Annotated in this window: 18 protein-coding genes and 1 tRNA gene; 14 read left to right on the top strand and 5 right to left on the bottom strand. The window is 66.8% G+C overall.

Translation table 11 applies throughout. The features are described from left to right. Nucleotides 1-59 precede the first annotated feature (59 nt). From A5775_RS23330 to A5775_RS23310, 5 genes are read left to right on the top strand one after another with little or no spacing between them, the layout of a single operon-like run. Nucleotides 60-524 (top strand): DUF402 domain-containing protein, encoded by a 465-nt coding sequence (locus tag A5775_RS23330; RefSeq protein ID WP_067258028.1) that lies wholly within the window; start codon nt 60-62, stop codon nt 522-524. Next, nucleotides 521-1,519 carry a non-homologous end-joining DNA ligase gene (gene ligD / locus A5775_RS23325; protein WP_067257864.1) on the top strand — a complete coding sequence of 333 codons (999 nt, stop codon included), beginning with the start codon at nt 521-523 and terminating at the stop codon, nt 1,517-1,519. Before A5775_RS23330 ends, ligD (A5775_RS23325) begins: the two co-directional genes overlap by 4 nt. Then, a complete protein-coding gene (ligD, locus tag A5775_RS23320) occupies nt 1,519-2,409 on the top strand; it encodes a non-homologous end-joining DNA ligase (RefSeq protein ID WP_067257861.1) in 891 nt (296 codons plus the stop codon). The genes ligD (A5775_RS23325) and ligD (A5775_RS23320) overlap by 1 nt, the downstream gene beginning before the upstream one ends. Next, nucleotides 2,402-3,187 (top strand): Fpg/Nei family DNA glycosylase, encoded by a 786-nt coding sequence (locus tag A5775_RS23315; RefSeq protein WP_067257858.1) that lies wholly within the window; start codon nt 2,402-2,404, stop codon nt 3,185-3,187. Before ligD (A5775_RS23320) ends, A5775_RS23315 begins: the two co-directional genes overlap by 8 nt. A gap of 47 nt (nt 3,188-3,234) precedes the next feature. Then, nucleotides 3,235-3,648, top strand: a complete 414-nt coding sequence (locus A5775_RS23310) for a hypothetical protein (RefSeq protein ID WP_067257855.1) — start codon at nt 3,235-3,237, stop codon at nt 3,646-3,648. A gap of 111 nt (nt 3,649-3,759) precedes the next feature. Here A5775_RS23310 and coaE read toward each other — a convergent pair whose 3' ends face one another. The 3 genes from coaE to polA form a co-directional block, all read right to left on the bottom strand. Next, complete coding sequence (gene coaE, locus A5775_RS23305) at nt 3,760-4,974, bottom strand: dephospho-CoA kinase (RefSeq protein WP_067257851.1); 1,215 nt, start codon at nt 4,972-4,974, stop codon at nt 3,760-3,762. 18 nt (nt 4,975-4,992) lie between these two features. Further along, the gene (rpsA, locus tag A5775_RS23300; RefSeq protein ID WP_067257848.1) at nt 4,993-6,435 is read right to left on the bottom strand and encodes a 30S ribosomal protein S1; all 1,443 of its coding nucleotides are present in this window, start codon (nt 6,433-6,435) and stop codon (nt 4,993-4,995) included. Nucleotides 6,436-6,700: 265 nt separating this feature from the next. Further along, the gene (gene polA / locus A5775_RS23295; RefSeq protein ID WP_197512878.1) at nt 6,701-9,361 is read right to left on the bottom strand and encodes a DNA polymerase I; all 2,661 of its coding nucleotides are present in this window, start codon (nt 9,359-9,361) and stop codon (nt 6,701-6,703) included. Between the two features lie 164 nt (nt 9,362-9,525). Between polA and A5775_RS23290 the strand changes: the two genes are divergently transcribed. Continuing rightward, on the top strand, nt 9,526-9,981 hold the full coding sequence (locus A5775_RS23290) for a Zn-ribbon domain-containing OB-fold protein (protein WP_067257841.1): 456 nt from the start codon (nt 9,526-9,528) through the stop codon (nt 9,979-9,981). Further along, on the top strand, nt 9,978-11,183 hold the full coding sequence (locus tag A5775_RS23285) for a lipid-transfer protein (protein ID WP_067258026.1): 1,206 nt from the start codon (nt 9,978-9,980) through the stop codon (nt 11,181-11,183). Before A5775_RS23290 ends, A5775_RS23285 begins: the two co-directional genes overlap by 4 nt. Nucleotides 11,184-11,376: 193 nt before the next feature. Here the strand turns inward: A5775_RS23285 and A5775_RS23280 are convergent, their stop codons facing one another. Then, nucleotides 11,377-11,994 carry an ANTAR domain-containing response regulator gene (locus A5775_RS23280; RefSeq protein WP_156660825.1) on the bottom strand — a complete coding sequence of 206 codons (618 nt, stop codon included), beginning with the start codon at nt 11,992-11,994 and terminating at the stop codon, nt 11,377-11,379. 113 nt (nt 11,995-12,107) lie between these two features. Between A5775_RS23280 and A5775_RS23275 the strand changes: the two genes are divergently transcribed. The 7 genes from A5775_RS23275 to cydC all read left to right on the top strand — a co-directional run bounded on the left by A5775_RS23275 (nt 12,108) and on the right by cydC (nt 20,786). Further along, nucleotides 12,108-12,184 (top strand) — tRNA-Leu (locus tag A5775_RS23275). A 650-nt stretch (nt 12,185-12,834) separates the two neighbouring features. Further along, the gene (locus A5775_RS23265) at nt 12,835-14,166 is read left to right on the top strand and encodes an adenylate/guanylate cyclase domain-containing protein (RefSeq protein ID WP_067257834.1); all 1,332 of its coding nucleotides are present in this window, start codon (nt 12,835-12,837) and stop codon (nt 14,164-14,166) included. A 27-nt stretch (nt 14,167-14,193) separates the two neighbouring features. Continuing rightward, the gene (locus tag A5775_RS23260; RefSeq protein ID WP_369827903.1) at nt 14,194-14,805 is read left to right on the top strand and encodes an HdeD family acid-resistance protein; all 612 of its coding nucleotides are present in this window, start codon (nt 14,194-14,196) and stop codon (nt 14,803-14,805) included. A gap of 84 nt (nt 14,806-14,889) precedes the next feature. Continuing rightward, nucleotides 14,890-16,362 (top strand): cytochrome ubiquinol oxidase subunit I, encoded by a 1,473-nt coding sequence (locus A5775_RS23255; protein ID WP_067257828.1) that lies wholly within the window; start codon nt 14,890-14,892, stop codon nt 16,360-16,362. 41 nt (nt 16,363-16,403) lie between these two features. After that, on the top strand, nt 16,404-17,444 hold the full coding sequence (gene cydB, locus A5775_RS23250; protein WP_067257825.1) for a cytochrome d ubiquinol oxidase subunit II: 1,041 nt from the start codon (nt 16,404-16,406) through the stop codon (nt 17,442-17,444). A 62-nt stretch (nt 17,445-17,506) separates the two neighbouring features. Then, a complete protein-coding gene (gene cydD / locus A5775_RS23245) occupies nt 17,507-19,120 on the top strand; it encodes a thiol reductant ABC exporter subunit CydD (RefSeq protein ID WP_082953145.1) in 1,614 nt (537 codons plus the stop codon). Then, on the top strand, nt 19,107-20,786 hold the full coding sequence (gene cydC / locus A5775_RS23240; RefSeq protein WP_067257819.1) for a thiol reductant ABC exporter subunit CydC: 1,680 nt from the start codon (nt 19,107-19,109) through the stop codon (nt 20,784-20,786). Before cydD ends, cydC begins: the two co-directional genes overlap by 14 nt. A gap of 36 nt (nt 20,787-20,822) precedes the next feature. Here cydC and usfY read toward each other — a convergent pair whose 3' ends face one another. Further along, the gene (gene usfY, locus A5775_RS23235) at nt 20,823-21,134 is read right to left on the bottom strand and encodes a protein UsfY (protein WP_067257815.1); all 312 of its coding nucleotides are present in this window, start codon (nt 21,132-21,134) and stop codon (nt 20,823-20,825) included. Nucleotides 21,135-21,166: the final 32 nt, after the last annotated feature.

Raw genomic sequence — 21,166 nt, 5'->3', positions numbered from 1 at the left:
CACCGAAGCACGAGACGTTCGACCTGGTGGGCCGCACCAACACCGATCCCAAGGGCATCGTGCGGGCCGTGGACCAGTACGCGGTGCACCCGTGGGGCCTCTATGTCGCCCGTCCCACTCCCGGCCGCGCCGAGTTCCACTACCTCGAGTCATGGCTGCTACCGTCGTTGGGCCTGCGCGCCACGGTCTTTCACTTCAACCCGGGGCATGAGCGCGACCACGACTACTACCTGGATGTGGGCGAATACACGCCAGGCCCCGAGATGTGGCGATCCGAGGATCACTACCTCGACATCGAGGTCCGCACCGGCGCCAGCGCCGAACTGGCCGATATCGACGAGTTGCTCGATGCCGTGCGCCACGGCCTGCTGACTCCCGAGGTCGCGGAGCGGGCGGTGCGACGCGCCGTGGCCGCCGTGGATGGGCTGGCGCGCAACGGCTATGACCTGTCGCGCTGGTTGGCCGGCGGCGGCATGGAGCTGACCTGGCATGGACGCGGCACGCCGCCGGACCGATCATCGTGACGGACTTCACCAGCCTTCCCGGTGCGGTGCGCGCAGTGCTGCACGACGAGGGGGTGCCCGAGTGGCGCTCGCCCACCCTGGCCACGCTCACCGACCAGCGGTTCTCCGACCCGCGCTGGATCTTCGAGCGCAAGTTCGACGGGATGCGCTGTCTGGCGTTTCGCGACGGCAATCAGGTCCGGCTGTTATCGCGAAATCGTCAGCCGCTGAACGCGACCTACCCAGAATTGGTGGATGCGCTCGCGGCTCAGCCCGTCACCCGCTTCGTCCTGGACGGCGAGGTGGTGGCGTTCCAGGGGCGCCGGACCAGCTTTGCCCGGCTGCAGGGGCGGCTGGGACTCACCGACCCCGAGGTCGTGCGCTCCTCGCCGGTGCGGATCTTCTTCTACGTCTTCGACCTACTGCATCTCGACGGCATGTCAACCGTTGAGGTGCCGCTGCTCTGGCGAAAGAAGCTGCTGCGCAAGTCAATCGAGTTCACCGACCCGCTGCGCTATGCGCCGCACCGGGTCGAAGACGGTATCGCCGCCTACCGGCGCGCATGCGAGCGCGGCGACGAGGGTGTGATCGCCAAGCGTGCCGACTCGACCTATCAGAGCGGGCGCTCAAAGGACTGGCTGAAGTTCAAATGCGTGCGCGATCAGGAGTTCGTGGTGGGCGGCTACACCAGCCCGAAGGGCAGTCGTGTCGAGTTGGGCGCGCTGATGCTCGGCTACTACGAGGGCGGCGACCTGATCTACGCGGGCAAGGTCGGCACCGGTTTCGACGACGCCACACTGCATCACTTGCATGAGCGGCTGTCGCCGATCACCCGGGACGCGCCGCCGTTCGACCGCGGTTTGGTGCGCGAACCCGGCGCGCATTGGGTACGCCCGGAGATGGTGGTTCAGATCGGATTCAGCGAGTGGACGCGCGATGGCAAGTTGCGCCATCCGCGCTACCTCGGTATGCGCACCGACAAGGAACCCGGCGACGTGGTGCGGGAGACGCACTGATGGCCCGTGTCGACGTCGACATCACCCACCCGGACCGAGTTCTGTTTCCCGCCGACGGGATCACCAAGCGCGACCTGGCCGCCTACTACGACCAGGTCGCCGACACCATGTTGCCGCACCTGCGAGGCCGGGCCCTCAACGTGCAGCGCTATCCCCGCGGTATTGCTGAAACCGGGTTCATCCAGCAGGATTTCGCCGGTTCGCTACCGGAGTGGATGAGCGGGGTCCGGGTGGCCAAAGAAGGCGGCACGGTGCAACACGTGGTCGTCGAACGCCCGGAGGCGCTGCACTGGCTGGCCAATCAAAGCTGCATCACCTTGCACGCGTGGCAGTCGCGTCGAGGCCGGCTGGACAACCCTGACCGGCTCGTCTTCGATCTCGACCCGTCCGACAACGACTTCGCGGTGGTGCGAGCGACCGCTCACGCCACGGCCGGGGCGCTGGGGGACCTGGGCCTGGCGTGCTACGTCCAGACAACGGGGTCGCGCGGGCTGCACGTCGTGACTCCCTTGCGCGCCGACGCCGATTTCGACACCGCGCGGCAGTTCGCCCGCGACGTCAGCGAAGTGGTGGCCGCGGATGATCCCGCTCATCGCACCGTGGAGGCTCGGAAGAACAAGCGCGACGGGCGGGTCTATCTCGACATCATGCGCAACGCCTACGCACAGACGGCGGTCGCGCCGTATTCGGTGCGGGCCCGCGACGGCGCGCCGGTGGCCACGCCGTTGGAATGGGACGAACTGGACAATCGGCGATTGCGGGCCGACCGGTTCACCATCCGAGATGTTCCCAAACGACTTGCCGGACAACCAGATCCGTGGGCAGACATGTCGAGACACGCCCGCACCCTGACCGGCCCCCTGCGGCGATTGGCCAAGCTACGTGCCTGAACTGCCCGACGTGGAAGGGTACCGGCGGCAGCTCGCCGCCACCTTGCCGCGACGGCGGATCCGGCACGTGCAGGTGCACGATCCCGGGATCTTGCGAAACACCACGGCCACAACGCTTGCGCGCCGGCTGACCGGGCGCCGCTTCGCGGGCCCACGCCGGCACGGCAAGTGGCTGGTGCTGCCCACGGACGGCCCGGCGCTGCTGATCCACAGCGGCATGACCGGCCGGCCCTACTACGCCGCCGACGGGGCGGACCACGATCCGTACGAGCGGCTACTGGTGTCGCTCGACGAGGGCGAACTGCGCTACGCCGACCTTCGCAAGTTGCGCGGGGTGTGGCTGGCCGACGACGCGGACGACATCGCGCATGTCACCGGCCCGCAGGGCCCCGACGCGCTGGGGCTTGGCCTGCGCGAATTCCGCCCGGTGCTGGCCTCGCGATCCGCACACTCGCGACAGCTCAAACCCACGCTGATGGACCAATCGGTGATCGCCGGACTCGGCAACCTGCTGGTCGACGAAATCTGCTGGCGGGCAAAAGTTCGGCCGACCGTGGCGATCCCGGAGTTGGATGACGACGACGTGTTGGCATTGCATCGCGCGATGACGCGGGTGCTGCGCACCGCGGTGCGACATGGCCGGGTGCCGGCCTTGCCGCGCTGGCTCACCAGGGTGCGTGACGAACCCGACCCGTGCTGCCCGCGGTGTGGCACGCGGCTCGAGCGCGCCCGGGTGGGCGGCCGGGCGACGCTGTGGTGCCCGCGCTGCCAGCCGTAGCGCAAACCTCTGGTTCCGAATTCACGCTGGTTGTAATGTCACCGGCTATGAGCTGCAAAGGCCGCAGGCTCCTGCCGATCGCCGCGGTGGCGGTGATCGCCGCCGGCGCCCAGTTGAATCCGGCGATGGCACGGGCGGATCTGCACAACATCACGTATCGGGCCAGGATCGACGGCGTCACGACCGGCAGTCAGGCCACGTTCGTGATCAACGGCGGCCAGACCAACACGGCAGGGCTGAGCTCGATGCCCGGCAACGCATTCGAAGCCGACACGGTGTTGCCCGATCCGCAGCAGGCCGGCATGCGCATCGTGCTGCACTTCCCGTACTCGGCGAACGTGCACTGCGAGATCGACGTGGACGACAACGTTTTCGTCCAGGCTGACCAAATGGTCAGACCGGTGGCCGGGAACGCCGATCCCAACAACGGTGCACTGCAGTGCGGGGCACCCCTGCCTTGACTAGGGGCGATCGCAAGCGCGGCGCAGCCGGGCGCAGCGGGTCGCCCCCATCGGCCTAGGGGCGATCGCACGCGCGGCCGTGGCGATCGCATGCGGGTCGCCCCCATCGGCCTAGGGTTTCCACCCCGTCGCGTCGGCCCACTCCCAGGCCCGCCGGTAGGCGCCGAGGAACCACGGCTCTTTGACGGCGACATAGGCCGCCGTGTCTCCCCCACCGTCTTTTTCGGCGGTGCGTTTGACGCTCAGGTACTCGGCGCGCGCATCCGGGTCAGCTTTCAGCCAATCGGCGAACAGCAGGGCGAACTGCTGATTGGGCCATCCATCGACCCTGATGTGGACGTTGGTGGGTCGACCGGGATCCGCCGAGGCGTGAATTCGCTTGGACCACAGTGACGGATCGTCATCGCGGTCGTAGCGGTCGACGGTGCTGCGGGCGTCGCTCTTGGCGACATCCTCGGTGATGTGCTCGATGCGCGGGTAACCGGCGGACAACAACGACTCGGCGAGTTCGTCGGCGACGGCGAGGGATTCGGCGGTGATCTGAATGTCGATGACGTCTTTGGCGGCGAAGTCGGGCACGGCGGTCGAACCGATGTGGTCGACGCGCAACGCCCGGTGTCCGCAGGTTGTCTTCAGGCGGTTCAGGATTCGTTGCGCCTGGGCCGGCCAGCTCGGGTCGGGCGGCACCAACCGCGCCGGCACCCGGGCGATCTGGCGCGTGCTCAGGTTGTGGGCGAACGGCGCGATGCGGTGGTCCCACACCTCCTGGGCGCGTTGCACCAGGTCTTCCGGGCTGCCCGAGTTGTCCAGGCAGATGTCGGCGACCGCACGGCGCTGGTCGTCGCTGGCCTGGGCGGCGATCCTGGCGCGGGCATCGTCTTCGGCCATGCCGCGCTGGTCGACCAGCCGCCGCAGCCGCACCTCGACGTCGGCGTACACAATGACCACGAGCGGGAACAACGGCGCCATCCCGGACTCCACCAGCAGTGGAATGTCTTCGACGACAACAGAATCGTCGGGCACCGACGCGATGATCTCCGCGCGGCGCTTGCCCACCAGCGGGTGGACGATCCCGTTCAGCGTCTGGCGCGCGTCGTCGTCGCGAAACGCCTTGGCGGCCAACGCCGGACGATCCAGCGATCCGTCCGGCGCCAGGATGTCACTCCCGAACGCCTCGACGAGCGCCGCCAGACCTTCGGTGCCCGGCCGGACCACCTCACGCGCAATCACGTCCCCGTCGACGATGACGGCGCCGAATCGCGCGAATGTCGAGGACAGCGCCGACTTGCCGGCGCCGATGCCACCGGTCAGCCCGATACGCAGCATGGCGTCCTCAGGAACGGGTCACGCGTTGCCGGCGAGTTTCTCCCGCAGCGCGGCCAATTGGGCATCGCTGGCCAGCGATCCGCCCGCCTTCTCCGGAGGCGCGCCGTTGCCCGGCGACTGCTCGCCGGCGGTGTGGCCGGCGGCCTCGGCCGCGGCGAACTTCTCCATCTGCGCGGTGTGCATCTTGTGCCGGCGCTCGGCCTCCGCGTAGCGGGCCTCCCACTCGGTGCGCTGCTTGTCGAAGCCCTCGAGCCATTCGTTGGTCTCGGAGTCGAAGCCCTCGGGGAAGATGTAGTTGCCCTGCTCGTCGTAGCTGTCGGCCATGCCGTACTTCGCAGGGTCGAACTCGTCGGTGTAGTCCTCGTTGGCCTGCTTGAGCGACAGCGAAATCCGGCGGCGCTCCAGGTCGATGTCGATGACCTTGACCATCGCGTCGTCGCCGACGGCAACCACCTGGTCGGGGACCTCGACGTGGCGCTCGGCCAGCTCGGAGATGTGCACCAGGCCTTCGATGCCCTCTTCCACCCGGACGAACGCGCCGAACGGAACCAGCTTGGTGACCTTGCCGGGCACGATCTGGCCGATGGCGTGGGTGCGGGCGAAGTGACGCCACGGGTCTTCCTGAGTTGCCTTCAGCGACAACGAAACCCGCTCGCGATCCATGTCGACGTCGAGGACCTCGACGGTGACCTCGTCGCCGACCTGAACCACCTCGGACGGGTGGTCGATGTGCTTCCAACTCAACTCGGAAACGTGCACCAGACCGTCCACACCGCCGAGGTCGACGAAGGCGCCGAAGTTGACGATGGAGGAGACGACACCCTTGCGGATGGCGCCCTTCTGCAGCTGGTTGAGGAACTCGCTGCGCACCTCGGACTGTGTCTGCTCCAGCCACGCCCGGCGCGACAGCACCACGTTGTTGCGGTTCTTGTCCAGCTCGATGATCTTGGCCTCGATCTCCTTGCCGATGTACGGCTGCAGATCGCGCACCCGGCGCATCTCGACCAGCGAGGCGGGCAGGAAGCCGCGCAACCCGATGTCGAGGATCAGGCCACCCTTGACCACCTCGATGACGGTGCCCTTGACGGCCTCGTCCTTCTCCTTGAGCGCCTCGATGGTGCCCCAGGCGCGCTCGTACTGCGCGCGCTTCTTGGACAGGATCAGGCGGCCTTCTTTGTCCTCCTTGGTGAGGACCAGGGCTTCGACCTCGTCTCCCACGGAAACGACCTCGTTGGGGTCGACGTCGTGCTTGATCGAGAGCTCGCGGGCGGGGATGACCCCTTCAGTCTTGTAGCCGATGTCGAGGAGCACCTCGTCCCGGTCCACTTTGACGATCGTGCCTTCGACGATGTCGCCATCGTTGAAGTACTTGATCGTTTTGTCTATTGCGGCGAGAAAGTCCTCGCTGGAGCCAATGTCGTTGATGGCTACTTGGGGCGAGGTGACGGCGGGACTCGGCATATTGTTGGGGTGCTCCGGACAGGTTTGGTTGTAGGGACAATTGGGATTTACCCGTCGAGGTTACTCGACTGTGCACACGCTGGCCAAACCCAGCACGGCCGCCTCTGATCGAACGGTTGCACCGAATGTAACGCCACAGCGAGTTTTCAGGTGATTCTTCGCCGTGACGTTACGCTCGGCGGCCGATTGAGCAGCAAATATCTGCTCGAAGGCCGGACGCATGAACGGTGGCCTTTCAGCGCACCGCGACGCCCCGATCGCCGCGCTAGTGCGCGGCGGAGTCCCATGAGCGTCCGTAGCCCACCGAAACCTCGAGCGGGACGTCGAGCGGGTAGGCGCCGCCCATCTTGTCGCGCGCTAGGGCTTCGAGCTGTTCCCGTTCTCCCGATGCGACCTCGAACAGCAGCTCGTCGTGCACCTGCAGCAGGATCCGGGAGGAGAGCCCGGCGTCGGTGATCGCCTTGTCGGTTTCGATCATCGCCACCTTGATGATGTCGGCCGCGCTGCCCTGGATGGGCGCGTTGAGCGCGGCCCGCTCGGCGGCCTCCCGCACCTGGCGGTTACTGCTGTCGAGTTCGGGGAGATAGCGGCGACGGCCGAACACCGTCGACGTGTAGCCGTCCTTGCGGGCCTGTTCCACGACATCCATCAGGTAGTCGCGCACCCCGCCGAACCGGGCGAAGTATTGCTCCATCTGATCTTTGGCCTCTTCGGTGGAGATTTTGAGCTGGGCGGACAGCCCGTAGGCACTCAAGCCGTAGGCCAGCCCGTAGGACATGGCCTTGACCCGGCGGCGCAGCTCGCCGGTCACCTCCTCGATCGGCACGCCGAACGCCCGCGACGCCACGAACGAGTGCAGGTCCTCCCCCGTGTTGAACGCCTCGATGAGCCCCTCGTCCTTGGACAGGTGGGCCATGATCCGCATCTCGATCTGGCTGTAGTCGGCGGTCATCAGCTCGCTGTAGCCGTCACCGACCACAAACGCGTCGCGGATCCGCCGACCCGCCTCGGTGCGAATCGGAATGTTCTGCAGGTTCGGCTCGGTCGACGACAGCCTGCCCGTCGCCGCGATGGTCTGGTTGAACGTGGTGTGGATGCGCCCGTCGGAGGCCACCGAATTCAGCAGCCCGTCGACGGTGACTTTGAGCCTGGTGGCATCGCGGTGGGCCAGCAGATGCTGCAGGAACGGATGACCGGTCTTGTCGAACAGCGACTGCAGCGCGTCCGCGTCGGTAGTGTAACCGGTCTTGGTGCGCTTGGTCTTCGGCATCTCCAGCTCGTCGAAGAGCACCGTCTGCAACTGTTTTGGCGAGCCCAGGTTGATCTGCTTGCCGATCACCGCGTATGCCGCTTCGGCCGCGTCACGGATCAGGTGGGCGAAATCGCTTTGCAGCTCGGTCAGCAAGTCCAAATCGACTGCGATACCGGCGTTTTCCATTCCCGCCAGCACCCGTTGCACCGGCAGCTCCATGCCGCTCAGCAACGAGGTGGAGTTGATCCGGGCCAGTTCCTCGTCGAGCGCGTCGGCCAGATCCAGCACCGCCACGGCACGCAGGAGCAGGGTCTGCACCGCCTGGTCGTCGGTGCCCTCGGTGTCGTCGAGGAGCGAAAGTTGTTGCTGTTCAGGGTTTTCGGCCCGTAACTCGCGGCGCAGGTAGCGCAGCGACAGGTCGTCGAGGGAGAAGCTGCGCTGCCCGGGGCGCACCAGGTAGGCCGCCAGCGCGGTGTCGGAGGTGACGCCGGCCAGCGTCCAGCCCCGCCCGGTCAGGTCGTGCATGGCGAGCTTGGCTTCGTGCAGCGCCTTGGGTGGGCCGGGGTCCGCCAGCCAGGACGCCAGTGCCGCTTCGTCTTCGGGATCCAGCGTCGCGGTGTCGATGTAGCGGCCCTCGCCGTCGGCGGAGACGATGGCCAGCGCGGTGGCGTCGGCGTCGTACGCCAGGTGGGTGCCGACGACGGCCAGACCGAAGCGCTTCCCGGAGCTGTGCTCGGCCAACCACACTGCCAGCTCGCCGGCTTCCAGCGCGCCGCCGCGCACGTCGAAGCCCTCGTCGACCTCGGGCTCCACCGCGGCCAGGGTTTCGAACAGCCGGTCCCGCAGCACCCGGAACTCCAGGTCGTCGAAGAGCCGGTGGATCTGGTCGCGGTCCCACGGCTGCAGCCGCAGCGTGTCGGGGGTTTGGGCCAGCGGCACGTCCTTGACCAGATCGGTGAGCTCGCGGTTGCGGATCACGCTGGCCAGATGTTCGCGCAGTGAATCGCCCACCTTGCCACGCACCGAGTCGACGTTGTCGACCAGCGCCTGCAACGACCCGTACTCGCCGATCCATTTGGAGGCGGTCTTCTCCCCCACACCGGGAATGCCGGGCAGGTTGTCGCTGGGGTCGCCGCGCAGGGCGGCGAAGTCGGGGTACTGCGTGGGCGTCAGCCCGTACTTTTCGACGACGGCGTCGGGAGTGAAGCGGGTCAATTCGCTCACCCCCTTGCGGGGATAGAGCACCGTCACGTTCTCGCTGACCAGCTGCAGGGCGTCGCGGTCGCCGGTGACCACCAGCACGCGGTAGTCCTCGTTTTCGGCCTGGGTGGCCAGGGTGGCGATCAGGTCGTCGGCCTCGAACCCAGGCTCGGCGAGCACCGTGATGCCCAGGGCCGCCAGGACTTCCTTGGTGATGTCGATCTGGCCGTGGAACTCCTCAGGCGTCGCCGACCGATTGGCCTTGTACTCCGGGTAGCGCTCGGAGCGGAAGGTCTGCCGGGACACGTCGAAGGCCGCGGCGATGTGGCTGGGGGCTTCGTCGCGCAGCAGGTTGATCAGCATGGCGGTGAAGCCGTAGACCGCGTTGGTGGTCAGCCCGCCGCGGGTTTTGAAGTTCTCGGCGGGCAGCGCATAGAACGCCCGAAACGCCAGGGAATTGCCGTCCAGCAGCATGAGCGTCGGCCTGGTTTGTTCCTCGCTGGCCTTCGGAGCGGTTTTCGTGGCGGGCACGGCTTTCACTTTAGGCACCCGGTGTGACGAGCCCCGCGCCCCGACCGGGCCGCCCACAGAACTGCAACACGTTTCAGTTCTGTGCGTGGGCTGGGTACGCTGGCTCGGTGCCAGAAGTCATCCAACAAGAACCGGCGGTCGAGGGATGGTTCGCCACCGACTCGACGAGTGAAGCAGCCGGCGTCCCGCATCTGATCGGTAGCAAGTGCCCCGAGTGCGGCACCTACGTCTTCCCGCCGCGCGAGAACAACTGCCCGAATCCGGGTTGCACCAGCGACACGCTGGAATCGGTCGCCCTGTCGACGCGGGGAAAACTGTGGAGCTACACCGAGAACCGTTACGCGCCACCGCCGCCCTACCCGTCGCCGGACCCCTTTGAACCGTTCGCCGTCGCCGCCGTGGAGCTGGCGAAGGAGGGCCTGATCGTGCTGGGCAAGGTCGTCGAGGGCACGCTGGCCGCCGACTTGGAGGTCGGCATGGAGATGGAACTGACCACCATGCCGCTGTACACCGACGACGACGGCGTGCAGCGCATCGTGCACGCGTGGAGGATCTCGTCATGAGTAGCGCTCCAGAACCGCTGTACATCCTGGGCGCCGGGATGCACCCCTGGGGCAAGTGGGGCAACGACTTCACCGAATACGGGGTGGCCGCCGCCCGGGCCGCGCTCAACGAAGCGGGCCTGGACTGGCGTCAGATCCAGTTGGTGGCCGGTGCGGACACCATCCGCAACGGCTATCCGGGATTCGTCGCCGGCGCGACGTTCGCCCAGAAGCTCGGGTGGAATGGTGTGCCGGTCAGCTCGAGCTATGCCGCCTGCGCCAGCGGTTCGCAGGCGCTGCAGAGCGCCCGGGCCCAGATCCTGGCCGGCTTTTGCGACGTGGCCCTGGTCATCGGCGCCGACACCACGCCGAAGGGCTTTTTCGCCCCGGTCGGTGGTGAGCGCAAAAACGATCCCGACTGGCAGCGGTTCCATTTGATCGGCGCCACCAACCCGGTGTACTTCGCGTTGCTGGCGCGGCGGCGGATGGATCTCTACGGCGCCACGCTCGAGGATTTCGCCCAGGTCAAGGTCAAGAACTCGCGGCATGGCCTGCAGAACCCGAACGCGCGGTACCGCAAGGAGGTGTCGGTCGAGGACGTGCTGGCCAGCGCGGTGGTGGCCGACCCGTTGCGGCTGTTGGACATCTGCGCCACCTCCGACGGCGCCGCCGCGCTGATCGTGGCCAGCGCGAAGTTCGCCCGCGAACACCTCGGCTCGCTGGCCGGTGTGCCATCCGTGCGAGCGGTCAGCACAGTCACCCCGAACTATCCGCAGCACCTGCCCGAATTACCGGACATCGCAACGGATTCCACCGCCGCGGTGCCCGCACCCGATCGGGCGTTCAAGGACCATATCCTCGACGCGGCCTATGCCGAGGCGGGCATCGGGCCCGAGGACGTGAGCCTGGCCGAGGTCTACGACCTGTCCACCGCGCTGGAGCTCGACTGGTACGAACACCTGGGCCTGTGCGCCAAAGGCGAAGCCGAGGCGCTGCTGCGCAGCGGCGCCACCACCATCGGCGGCAGGGTCCCGGTCAACGCGTCCGGTGGGCTGGCCTGCTTCGGCGAGGCCATCCCCGCGCAGGCGATCGCTCAGGTCTGCGAGCTGACATGGCAACTGCGCGGTCAGGCCACGGGTCGGCAGGTGGAAAACGCCACGGTCGGGATCACCGCCAACCAGGGGCTGTTCGGGCACGGCTCGTCGGTGATCGTCGCCCGCTAGGGATCGCCGCGGCCTCGGCCGCATTGACCGGTGCGCGGCAACGGCTTTCAGTGTGAAGTCACGGCTTTCAGTGTGAGGCCACGGTGGCCGCGCTCGGCGTGTCGTCGCCATGGGCTCACAGTCAAAGCCGTGGCTTCACACTCGAATCCCTGAGCTCACACTCGACGCTCGGCACGCACCCACCGGTGGAAGGCTAGGCGTCCTTCGGCGGGTCCAGGGTCTCCAGGACGACTTCGGCCACCCGCTTCATCGTGGTCCGCCGGTCCATGGCGGCCCGCTGAATCCACTTGAACGCCTCGGGCTCGGTCATGCCCTGTTCGGTCTGCAGCAGCCCCTTGGCACGTTCCACGAGCTTGCGGGTCTCCAACCGCTCGGACAGCGTCGCCACCTCGCGTTCCAGCTCCGCGATCTCCCCGAAGCGACTGACGGCCAATTCGATGGCCGGGATCAGGTCGCTGATGGTGAACGGCTTCACCAGGTACGCCATCGCTCCGGCGTCTCGGGCACGCTCGACCAAGTCGCGCTGACTGAACGCCGTCAAAATGACGATCGGGGCGATTCGCTTGCTGGCTATCTCCGAGGCCGCGTCGATGCCGTCGCGGCGCGGCATCTTCACGTCCATGATCACCAGGTCCGGCTGATGACGCTCCGCCAGGTCGACGGCTTCCTGTCCGTCGCCGGCCTCGCCGACGATCTCGTAACCCTCCTCTCGGAGCATCTCGGCGAGATCCAGTCGGATGAGCGCTTCGTCTTCAGCGATCAGGACCCGGCGCGGCACGGCGGCGTCGGTGTCGGTTGTGGGGCCTGTCATGACGGACATTGTGTCGCGAACGCCTCAGACCAGCGTGCGCGGGGGCGGTGTGACAGGTGAGGACACCAAGTCCTCTATGGTGGGATGCTGCCTCTAAGGTAAGACGCCGGCAAGCCCTCGTATCCCAACTGGCAGAGGAAACGGATTCAAAACCCGTCCAGTGTGAGTTCGAATCTCACCGAGGGCACCAGCAACCCAGGCGGCAGCAACATCGGCACCCCCGGCTTTCCAGTACTGAAGTAGTGGGTCCGCCGGGTATAACCAGCCCGGAAGTTTCTATAATGGGCCTAATACCTTCCAATGGTATGAATATGCGGGCATTTATAAACCGTGCGCATTTATGACCCGTTGTGTCGCAATACGGATATCGCGCGTAAAAGATCACTTGAATTCATAATATGGCGCGCTCGCGGCGGACCTTGACACGGAGTCGACCTCGCTGAGCCTCAGTCGCCGAATGACCGCGTGACACACACCTGGCCCGAGGCCGAAACCTCCGGCCCCGCGTTGTAATTGCCGATGGAATCGCCGGCCACTCGGAGCAGCCAACTCGGCTCACTACAGGCGATGCTGCAGCCGTCCATGAGCATGGCAGTAAGGGCGATTATCGACGCCAGAACGATTCTTCTGAGACCCGCCATCAGGCACCCCTTAGTCGAGGCGAACACGTGTCACATAGAGCGTCCAACACGCGTTAATAACCGAACCAAATGACTCGTAAACCCGACAAAAAACCCGATAACAAGATGGTTATCAGACCGGGCAAACTTACGGGGGCGAAAACGAGATATTGACGCGGTTGTCGACAAGATTGCCTGTTCGGCGGTTACGCTTGCTTGCGTGGCGGCCAAGGAATGTGGTGGCCCACCGCGATGGCCAGACGGCACGTCGAAGCGCCCGGACTGCGTAGCCGCGGCGCGGGCCCAGTCGCGCGCCCGCAACCAGCACTACGCCGACAGTGCCGCGCGCCAATACCGGGTTCTCGCGATCGCCGCCTGGCTGGCCGTGCTGGTCTGCGTCGACTTCATGGTTTTGCAATTGGTCACCGGAGTCTGGACCTGGCAGATCATCTCGCTCAACGCCGTCGCCTCGATGATCTTCGCCGCCGTGCCATGGCTGCACCGCTTCGGTGAGCTCGTCGCGCCGCTGACCTTTATCGGCGCCGCCTACGTCACGGTGTTCGCCAGTACGTGGGACGCCGGCACGGCGACGGGCTCGCAGTTCTTCTTTTTGGTTGGGGCGTGCCTGGCGGTGCTGCTGCTGGGCATCGAACACACCGTGCTGGCGGCCGCGGTCGCGGCGATCGGGGCCGGCCTGGTGATTGCGCTGGAGTTCCTTGTCCCGCGCGACACCGGATTACAGCCGGCGTGGGCGCAGTCCATGAACTTCGTCGTCACCATCATCTCCGCCTGCGTGATGGTGTTCGTGGCGGTGTGGTTCGCCGTGCGCGACACCCAGCGCGCCGAGGCGGTGATGGAAGCCGAGTACGAGCGCTCGGAAGCACTGCTGGCCAACATGTTGCCGGGCAGCATCGCCGAGCGGCTCAAGAGCTCGTCCCGCAGCGTCATCGCCGACAAGTACGACGAGGTCTCCGTTCTGTTCGCCGACATCGTCGGGTTCACCGAACGTGCCAGTACCACCACCCCGGCCGACCTGGTGCATTTTTTGAACCGGTTATACGGCGCCTTCGACGAGCTGGTCGACAAACACGGCCTCGAGAAGATCAAAGTCAGCGGCGACTCCTACATGGTGGTCAGCGGGGTCCCCCGGGCCCGGCCGGATCACGCCTTCGCGCTTGCCGATTTCGCGCTCGACATGGCCAATGTCGCGGCCGCACTGAAGGATCCGCGTGGCGACGCGGTTTCGCTGCGGATGGGCATGGCCTGCGGACCCGTGGTCGCCGGTGTCGTCGGCTCGCGGCGGTTCTTCTACGACGTGTGGGGCGACGCGGTCAATGTCGCATCGCGGATGGAATCCACCGACTCCGTCGGCCGCATCCAGGTGCCCGAGGCGATGTACGAACGACTTAAAAACGACTTTGTCCTGCAGGAGCGCGGCCGCATCGAAGTCAAGGGCAAGGGCGTCATGCGCACCTGGTACCTCATCGGCCGCAAGGCAAAGGAAGAGCCCACCGACCTGCTCACCGAGCGGCCCCACACCGCCCACGTCTGATCAAAGTCCCTGTACCGCAGCCCGCGTTTGTGCCAGACTGCCGCCATGACCATCTCCCCTGGCTCTCCTGGAACCAACCCCGTTCCAAGCATGCTGCCGCATTTGTGGAAATCCGCTCTGCTGTCGGGAATTCTGTCGCTCGTCCTCGGTGTCCTGGTGCTGGCGTGGCCGGGAATTTCCATCCTGGTCGCCGCCGTCGCCTTCGGCGTGTATCTGCTCATCACCGGTATCGCACAGGTCGTCTTCGCGTTCTCACTGCATGTCTCGGCGGGCAGCCGCATCTTGCTGTTCATCAGCGGGGCCGCATCGCTGATTCTGGCGTTGCTCGCGTTCCGCCATTTCGGCAAAGACCAATTGACCGCAATCCTGTTGCTGGCCATCTGGATTGGCATCGGGTTCATCTTCCGCGGTGTCGGCACGACGATTTCGGCCGTCAGCGACCCGCACCTGCCGGGCCGCGGCTGGAACATCTTCGTCGGCCTGCTCAGCCTGCTCGCCGGCATCGTCATCCTGGCGTCACCGCTCGAATCGCTCGCCACCCTGGCGATCGTGGTGGGCGCGTGGTTCGTGGTGATCGGCATCTTCGAGATCATTTCGTCGTTCGGCATCCGCAAGGCGTCCAACACCCTCGTCAGCTGAGGGGCGCCGCTAGCGGAGGCGCGGTCTTATCTACTACACTCTGTCGTAGCCGTTGATCGGGCCTCCGCAGTCGGGAGATGACAGATGAATGTCGTCGATATTTCGCGGTGGCAGTTCGGTATTGTTACCGTCTACCACTTCATCTTTGTGCCGCTCACAATCGGTTTGGCCCCGTTGATCGCCATCATGCAAACCGTGTGGGTGGCTACCGGCAACGCCGCCTGGTACCGGCTGACCAAGTTCTTCGGCAAGCTGTTTTTGATCAACTTCGCCATCGGTGTGGCGACCGGCATCGTCCAAGAGTTTCAGTTCGGCATGAACTGGAGCGAGTACTCGCGGTTCGTCGGCGACATCTTCGGTGCGCCGCTGGCAATGGAAGGGCTGTTCGCCTTCTTCTTCGAATCCACGTTCATCGGCTTGTGGATCTTCGGCTGGAGCCGGCTGCCGAAGCTGCTCCACCTGGCCTGCATCTGGATTGTCGCGATCGGTGTCAACGCCTCGGCGTTCTTCATCATCTCGGCGAATTCGTTCATGCAACACCCGGTCGGCGCGCACTACAACCCGGCGACGCGACGCGCCGAGCTGGACAGCATATTCGCGCTGCTGTCCAATAACACTGCTCAGGCGGCCTTTTCGCACACTGTGGCGGGAGCGCTGCTGACCGCCGGCACGTTCGTTGCCGCCGTCAGCGCGTGGTGGATGGTGCGTTCACGCAAGTCCGGATCCGCCACTGCCGCCGCGGAAACCGAGGCCCGCACCATGTTTCGCCCTGCGGCGATCCTGGGATGCGCGGTGGTGTTACTCGCCGCCCTCGGCTTGTTCTTCACCGGCGATCGCCAGGGCAAGCTGATGTTCGTCCAGCAGCCGATGAAGATGGCGTCGGCAGAAGCGTTGTGCCACACACAAACCGACCCCGACTTCTCGGTGCTGACCATCGGCACCCACAACAACTGCGGCAGCGTCGGGGAAGTGATCAAGGTGCATTACGTGCTGCCGTTCCTGGCCGAAGGCAAGCTCAGCGGGGTGACGCTGCAAGGGGTGACCGACCTGCAGGAGCAATACCAGCAGCGCTTCGGACCCGACGACTACCGGCCGAACCTGTTCGTCACCTACTGGTCCTTCCGGTTGATGATCGGCTTCCTGGTGTTCCCCCTGGTGTTCGCCCTGGCCGTGTTGTGGCTGACCCGCGCCGGGCGAACCCCCGAGAGCCGCTGGGTTTCCTGGTTCGCCCTGCTCACCATTCCCACGCCGTTTTTGGCCAACATCTCGGGATGGGTGTTCACCGAGATGGGTCGCCAGCCGTGGGTGGTGGCTCCGAACCCGACCGGTGACCAATTGGTGCGGATGACCGTCCGCGAAGGTGTGTCGAATCACGTGCCCGGCATGGTCATCACGTCGCTGGTGACCTTCACCCTCGTCTACGCGGTGCTGGCGGTCCTCTGGTTCTTTCTGCTCAAGCGCTACACCGTCGAAGGTCCACTGGAACACGACGCGGAACCCGCTCCCCCGCACGCGCCCAGCGACGACGAGGTGGCGCCCCTGTCGTTCGCCTACTGAGACGTGATGGGGCCTACCGACGCCGAAAGGAGCTGATCGGAGTGGGACTGCAAGAAGTGTGGTTCGGCATCATCGGGGTGTTGTTCCTGGGGTTCTTCATCCTCGAGGGCTTCGACTTCGGCGTGGGCATGCTGATGGAACCGTTCGCGCGCGTCGGCATCGGAGACGCCGAACCGTTGCGCCGCACGGCGCTCAACACCATCGGCCCGGTCTGGGACGGCAACGAGGTTTGGCTGATCGTCGGTGGCGCGGCCATGTTCGCCGCCTTTCCCGGCTGGTACGCCACAGTGTTTTCCACGCTGTACCTGCCGCTGCTGGCGATCCTGTTCGGCATGATCGTGCGTGCCGTGGCGATCGAGTGGCGCGGCAAGATCGACGACACAAAGTGGCGCGGCTGGGCCGATTTCGGCATCGCGGCCGGCTCGTGGCTGCCGGCGGTCTTGTGGGGCGTCGCGTTCGCCGCCCTGGTCCGCGGACTCCCGGTGGACGCCGACGGCCACATCCACCTCTCGATCACCGACGTGCTCAACGCCTACACGGTGTTGGGCGGCTTGGCCACCGCCGGTCTGTTCTTGCTGTACGGAGCGGTGTTCGTCGCGTTGAAGACATCCGGCGCCATCCATGAGGACGCGTACCGATTCGGCGTGTGGCTTTCGCTTCCGGTCACCGGACTGGTTGCGGGCTTTGGGATTTGGACGCAACTCGCTTACGGCAAAGACTGGACGTGGTTGGTGCTGGCCGTCGCGGTGCTCGCGCAACTGGCGGCGGTGCTGCTGGTGTGGCGGCGCGCATCCGATGGCTGGGCGTTCACCTGCATCGCGCTGGTGGTCGCGGCCGTGGTGATCCTGCTCTTCGGCTCGCTGTATCCGAACCTGGTGCCCTCGACCCTGAACAAGCAGTGGAGCCTGACCATCTACAACGCCTCCTCGACCAACTACACACTCAAGGTGATGACGTGGGTGACGGCGTTCATGGCCCCGCTGACGGTGGTGTACCAGGCGTGGACGTACTGGGTTTTCCGGCAACGGATCTCGGCCGAGCGGATACCGGCGCCGATCGGTCTGGCAAGGCGTCCGTCCTGAGCGATCAAGACCACGCGAGCCGGGCGCCACTAGACCCGAGGCTGTGGCGGGCATCGAGGGCGCTGCGCCGCTATCTTGTCGCCACAGTGTGCTGCGGGGTGCTGATCTCCGCCTGCGCGATCGGCTCGGCGATCGTGCTGGCGAGCATCGTCGCGGGCGTCGTCGGCGACCCCTCCGCACGCGGCCTGCGCACCTGGTCGGAACCGCTGTCAATCCTGTTGGCGTTGTGGGTTGTTCGTGCGTTGACGCATTGGGTTCAGGCCCGACTGGGGCAGCGGGGCGCCAGCGCCGTCATCGCCGACCTATCCGGCCAGGTGCTCGATGCGGTGACCGCCAGGCAGCCCGGTGAACTCGCGGCGCAACGCGACGCCGCCGCGGTGGTGGTCACCCGCGGTCTGGACGGCCTGCGTCCTTACCTCACCGGATACCTGCCGACGCTGCTGCTCGCCGCGATCCTGACGCCGGCCACCGTCGCCGTGATCGCCGCCTACGACCTGAAATCGACGGCGATCGTGGCGATCACGCTGCCGCTGATACCGATCTTCATGGTGCTGATCGGGCTGGCAACGCGGGACCGCTCGGCGGCGGCGCTGGCCGCCATGACCACCCTGCAGGCCCGGCTGCTGGACCTGATCGCCGGGATCCCCACCCTGAGGTCGTTGGGACGCAGCGCGGGCCCCGAACGGCGCATCGCCGAACTGGCTGCCACGCACCGCCGCTCAGCCATGGCGACGCTGCGCATCGCCTTCCTGTCGGCCCTGGTACTGGAATTGTTGGCCACGCTGGGTGTGGCGCTGATCGCCGTCGGCATAGGCCTCCGCCTGGTTTTCGGGGAGATGACCCTGACCACGGGTTTGACGGTGCTGTTGCTGGCGCCGGACGTGTACTGGCCATTGCGCCGCATCGGCGTGGAATTCCATGCCGCTCAAGACGGCAGGACCGCCGCGGCAGAGGCGTTCGCCCTCATCGGCGAGCCCACCCCGTCCAGGGTCAGGACCCAGACGGTTGCCGCCCGCGGCGCGCGGATCCGCCTCGAACATCTCATGGTCACCGGCCGCGACGGACAGGCGCCGCGCGATCTGAGCGCGGTGATCGAACCCGGCGCGGTGACCGTGCTGACCGGACGAAACGGCGCGGGCAAAAGCACCACACTGCAGGCGATCGCCGGCCTCACCGCGCCCTCGTCGGGCCGGGTCACCGTCGACGGAGCCGATGTCGCCGACCTCGAGCCGACCCGGTGGTGGGGGCAGCTGTCCTGGCTCCCCCAACGTCCCGTGCTCGTGCCGGGCACCGTCGACGACAACCTGGCGCTGCTCGGAGAGCTCCAGGACATCGAAACGGCTTGCGCTGTCTCCGGATTCGACGCCGTGCTGGCAGAGCTGCCCCAGCGGGGCGGCACCGTGCTGGGGCGCGGCGGTGTCGGACTGTCTCTGGGGCAGCGGCAACGGTTAGGTCTCGCCCGAGCGCTCGGATCGGCGGCCGCCGTGCTGCTGCTCGACGAGCCGACCGCGCACCTGGACGCTCGCACCGAGGAGCGGGTCTTGCGGGCCATCGTGGAACGGGCCCGCGCGGGTGCGACCGTGATCGTGGTCGGGCACCGTGAGCCGGTGCTGGCCATCGGCGATCAGGTCGTCGAGGTGTTCGCCGACCGTGGGGTGCGTTATGCCCCAGCCTGATTCGACGACGCCTCGCCATCAGCCCCTGCTGGCCGCCGCTGCCCTGCTGCGTCCGCGGCTGCCCCGCGTGCTGGCGGCGATCACGCTCGGGGTGCTCTCGCTGGGCAGCGCGCTGGCCCTGGCCGGCGTTGCGGCGTGGCTGATCACCCGCGCATGGCAGATGCCGCCCGTGCTGGACCTTTCGGTCGCCGCGGTCGCGGTCCGCATGTTCGCGATCTCGCGAGCCGTGCTGCACTACTGCGAGCGCCTGATCACCCACGACACCGCCCTGCGGGCGGCCGGTACCGCCCGGGTGCAGGCCTACCGCAGGCTGGCACGCGGCCCCGCGGCGGCCGCCGTCCGGCTGCACAGCGGTGAACTGGTGGCCCGGGTGGGCGCCGACGTCGACGAGCTGGCCAACGTCTTGGTGCGTGCCCTGGTGCCGGTCGGCGTCGCGGTGGTGCTGGCGCTGGCTGCCACCGTGGTGGTCGCCGCCATTTCGCCGGCGGCGGCCGTCGTACTCGCACTCTGCCTGCTGATCGCCGGTTTCGTCGCGCCCCGCCTCGCCGCGCGGGCCGCCGCGACCCAGGAAAACATTGCCCGGCAACATCATTCCGAGCGTGACAACGCGGCCATGATCGCTCTCGAACATGCGCCCGAGCTGCGAGTAGCCGGTCTGCTTCCCGGCGTCATCGCCGATTCGCAACGCCGGCAACGCGCGTGGGGTGATGCCCTGGACGCCGCCGCCAAACCCGCCGCCATCGCCGAGGCGATGCCCACCGCGGCCATCGGAGCCAGCGTGCTGGGCGCGGTGGTGGCCGGAATCGGGTTGGCGCACGCGGTCGCGCCCACCACGCTGGCCGTCTTGATGTTGCTGCCGTTGTCCGCCTTCGAGGCGATGACGCCGCTGCCGGCGGCGGCCGTGCAGTTGACGCGGTCGCGGATCGCCGCGCGCCGGTTGCTCGAGCTGACCCCGTCCGAAGGCCCGGGTGAATGCGCCGAGACGAGGCAGACGCCACCGAGGCCGGTCGGCACCGGCCGGCTGTCGGCCGACGTTCGCTCGGGTCACGACGGCGGGGCGCGCTCAACCCGGATCGCGCTGGACCTGCCGCCGGGCGCGCGGCTGGCCGTCACCGGTGCCAGCGGTGCCGGGAAGACGACATTGCTGATGACGCTCGCCGGCCTCCTGCCGCCATTGGACGGGCAAGTGCTGCTGGACGGTATCGCCGTTTCTCAGTTCGAGGAAGCCGATTTGCGTGGCGCCATCGGCTTTTTCGCGGAGGACGCCCACATTTTCGCCACCACCATCCGAGACAACCTGCTGGTCGCCCGCGGCGATTGCCGAGATGACGAACTCACCGCGGCCCTGGACGCCGTCGGGCTGGGCACGTGGCTCGCCGGTTTGCCCGAGGGCTTGGCCACGGTGTTGACCGGTGGTGCCCAAGCCCTTTCGGCGGGGCAGCGCAGGCGAATGCTGTTGGCCAGGGCGGTGATCTCGCCCGCGCGGATCGTGCTGCTCGACGAACCGACCGAACACCTCGACGTCACCGACGCCGATGAGGTCCTCCGCGACCTGTTGGCCCCGGATTCGCGGCTGCTGTCCCCCGAACGCACGGTGGTGGTGGCCACTCACCACCTTTCCCACAGGATCGGCTGTCGCGAACTGCGCGTCGATCACGCGGCGTGAACGTCAGCGATGCGTGCGCAGCAGTTGCGCGGTCTGTCAGCTGGCTGGGCGCTGGCGAAAGGCTTCGGGGTGCTCGTCATACCAGCGGTTCTCGAGCTTGCGGACCCGCCGGTGTTCGACCTTGAGCCATACCAGCCCGACCGTGACCGCCGCGATCGCTATCCCGCCGCTGATCAGGCTCCGACCCTCGTGGCCCGTGCCGAGAGCGACGAGACACCGAAAGATGGCGATCACGCCCGCGAACATGAACAGGTATCCCGGCCAGCCCATCACGTCGATGAGCGACTCGCCCGCGTGTGCCCTTGTTGTCCTCGCATGATCGATGGGGTCGCGAAATGTGTCACCCATGACGATTCCCCTTTCCCGTAGTTACCGCTTCA

The sequence above is a fragment of the Mycobacterium sp. 852002-10029_SCH5224772 genome, from assembly GCF_001667315.1.
GTDB lineage: Bacteria > Actinomycetota > Actinomycetes > Mycobacteriales > Mycobacteriaceae > Mycobacterium.
Note: the sequence above shows the minus strand (reverse complement) of the source record. Positions and strands in the feature narration are given on the sequence as shown.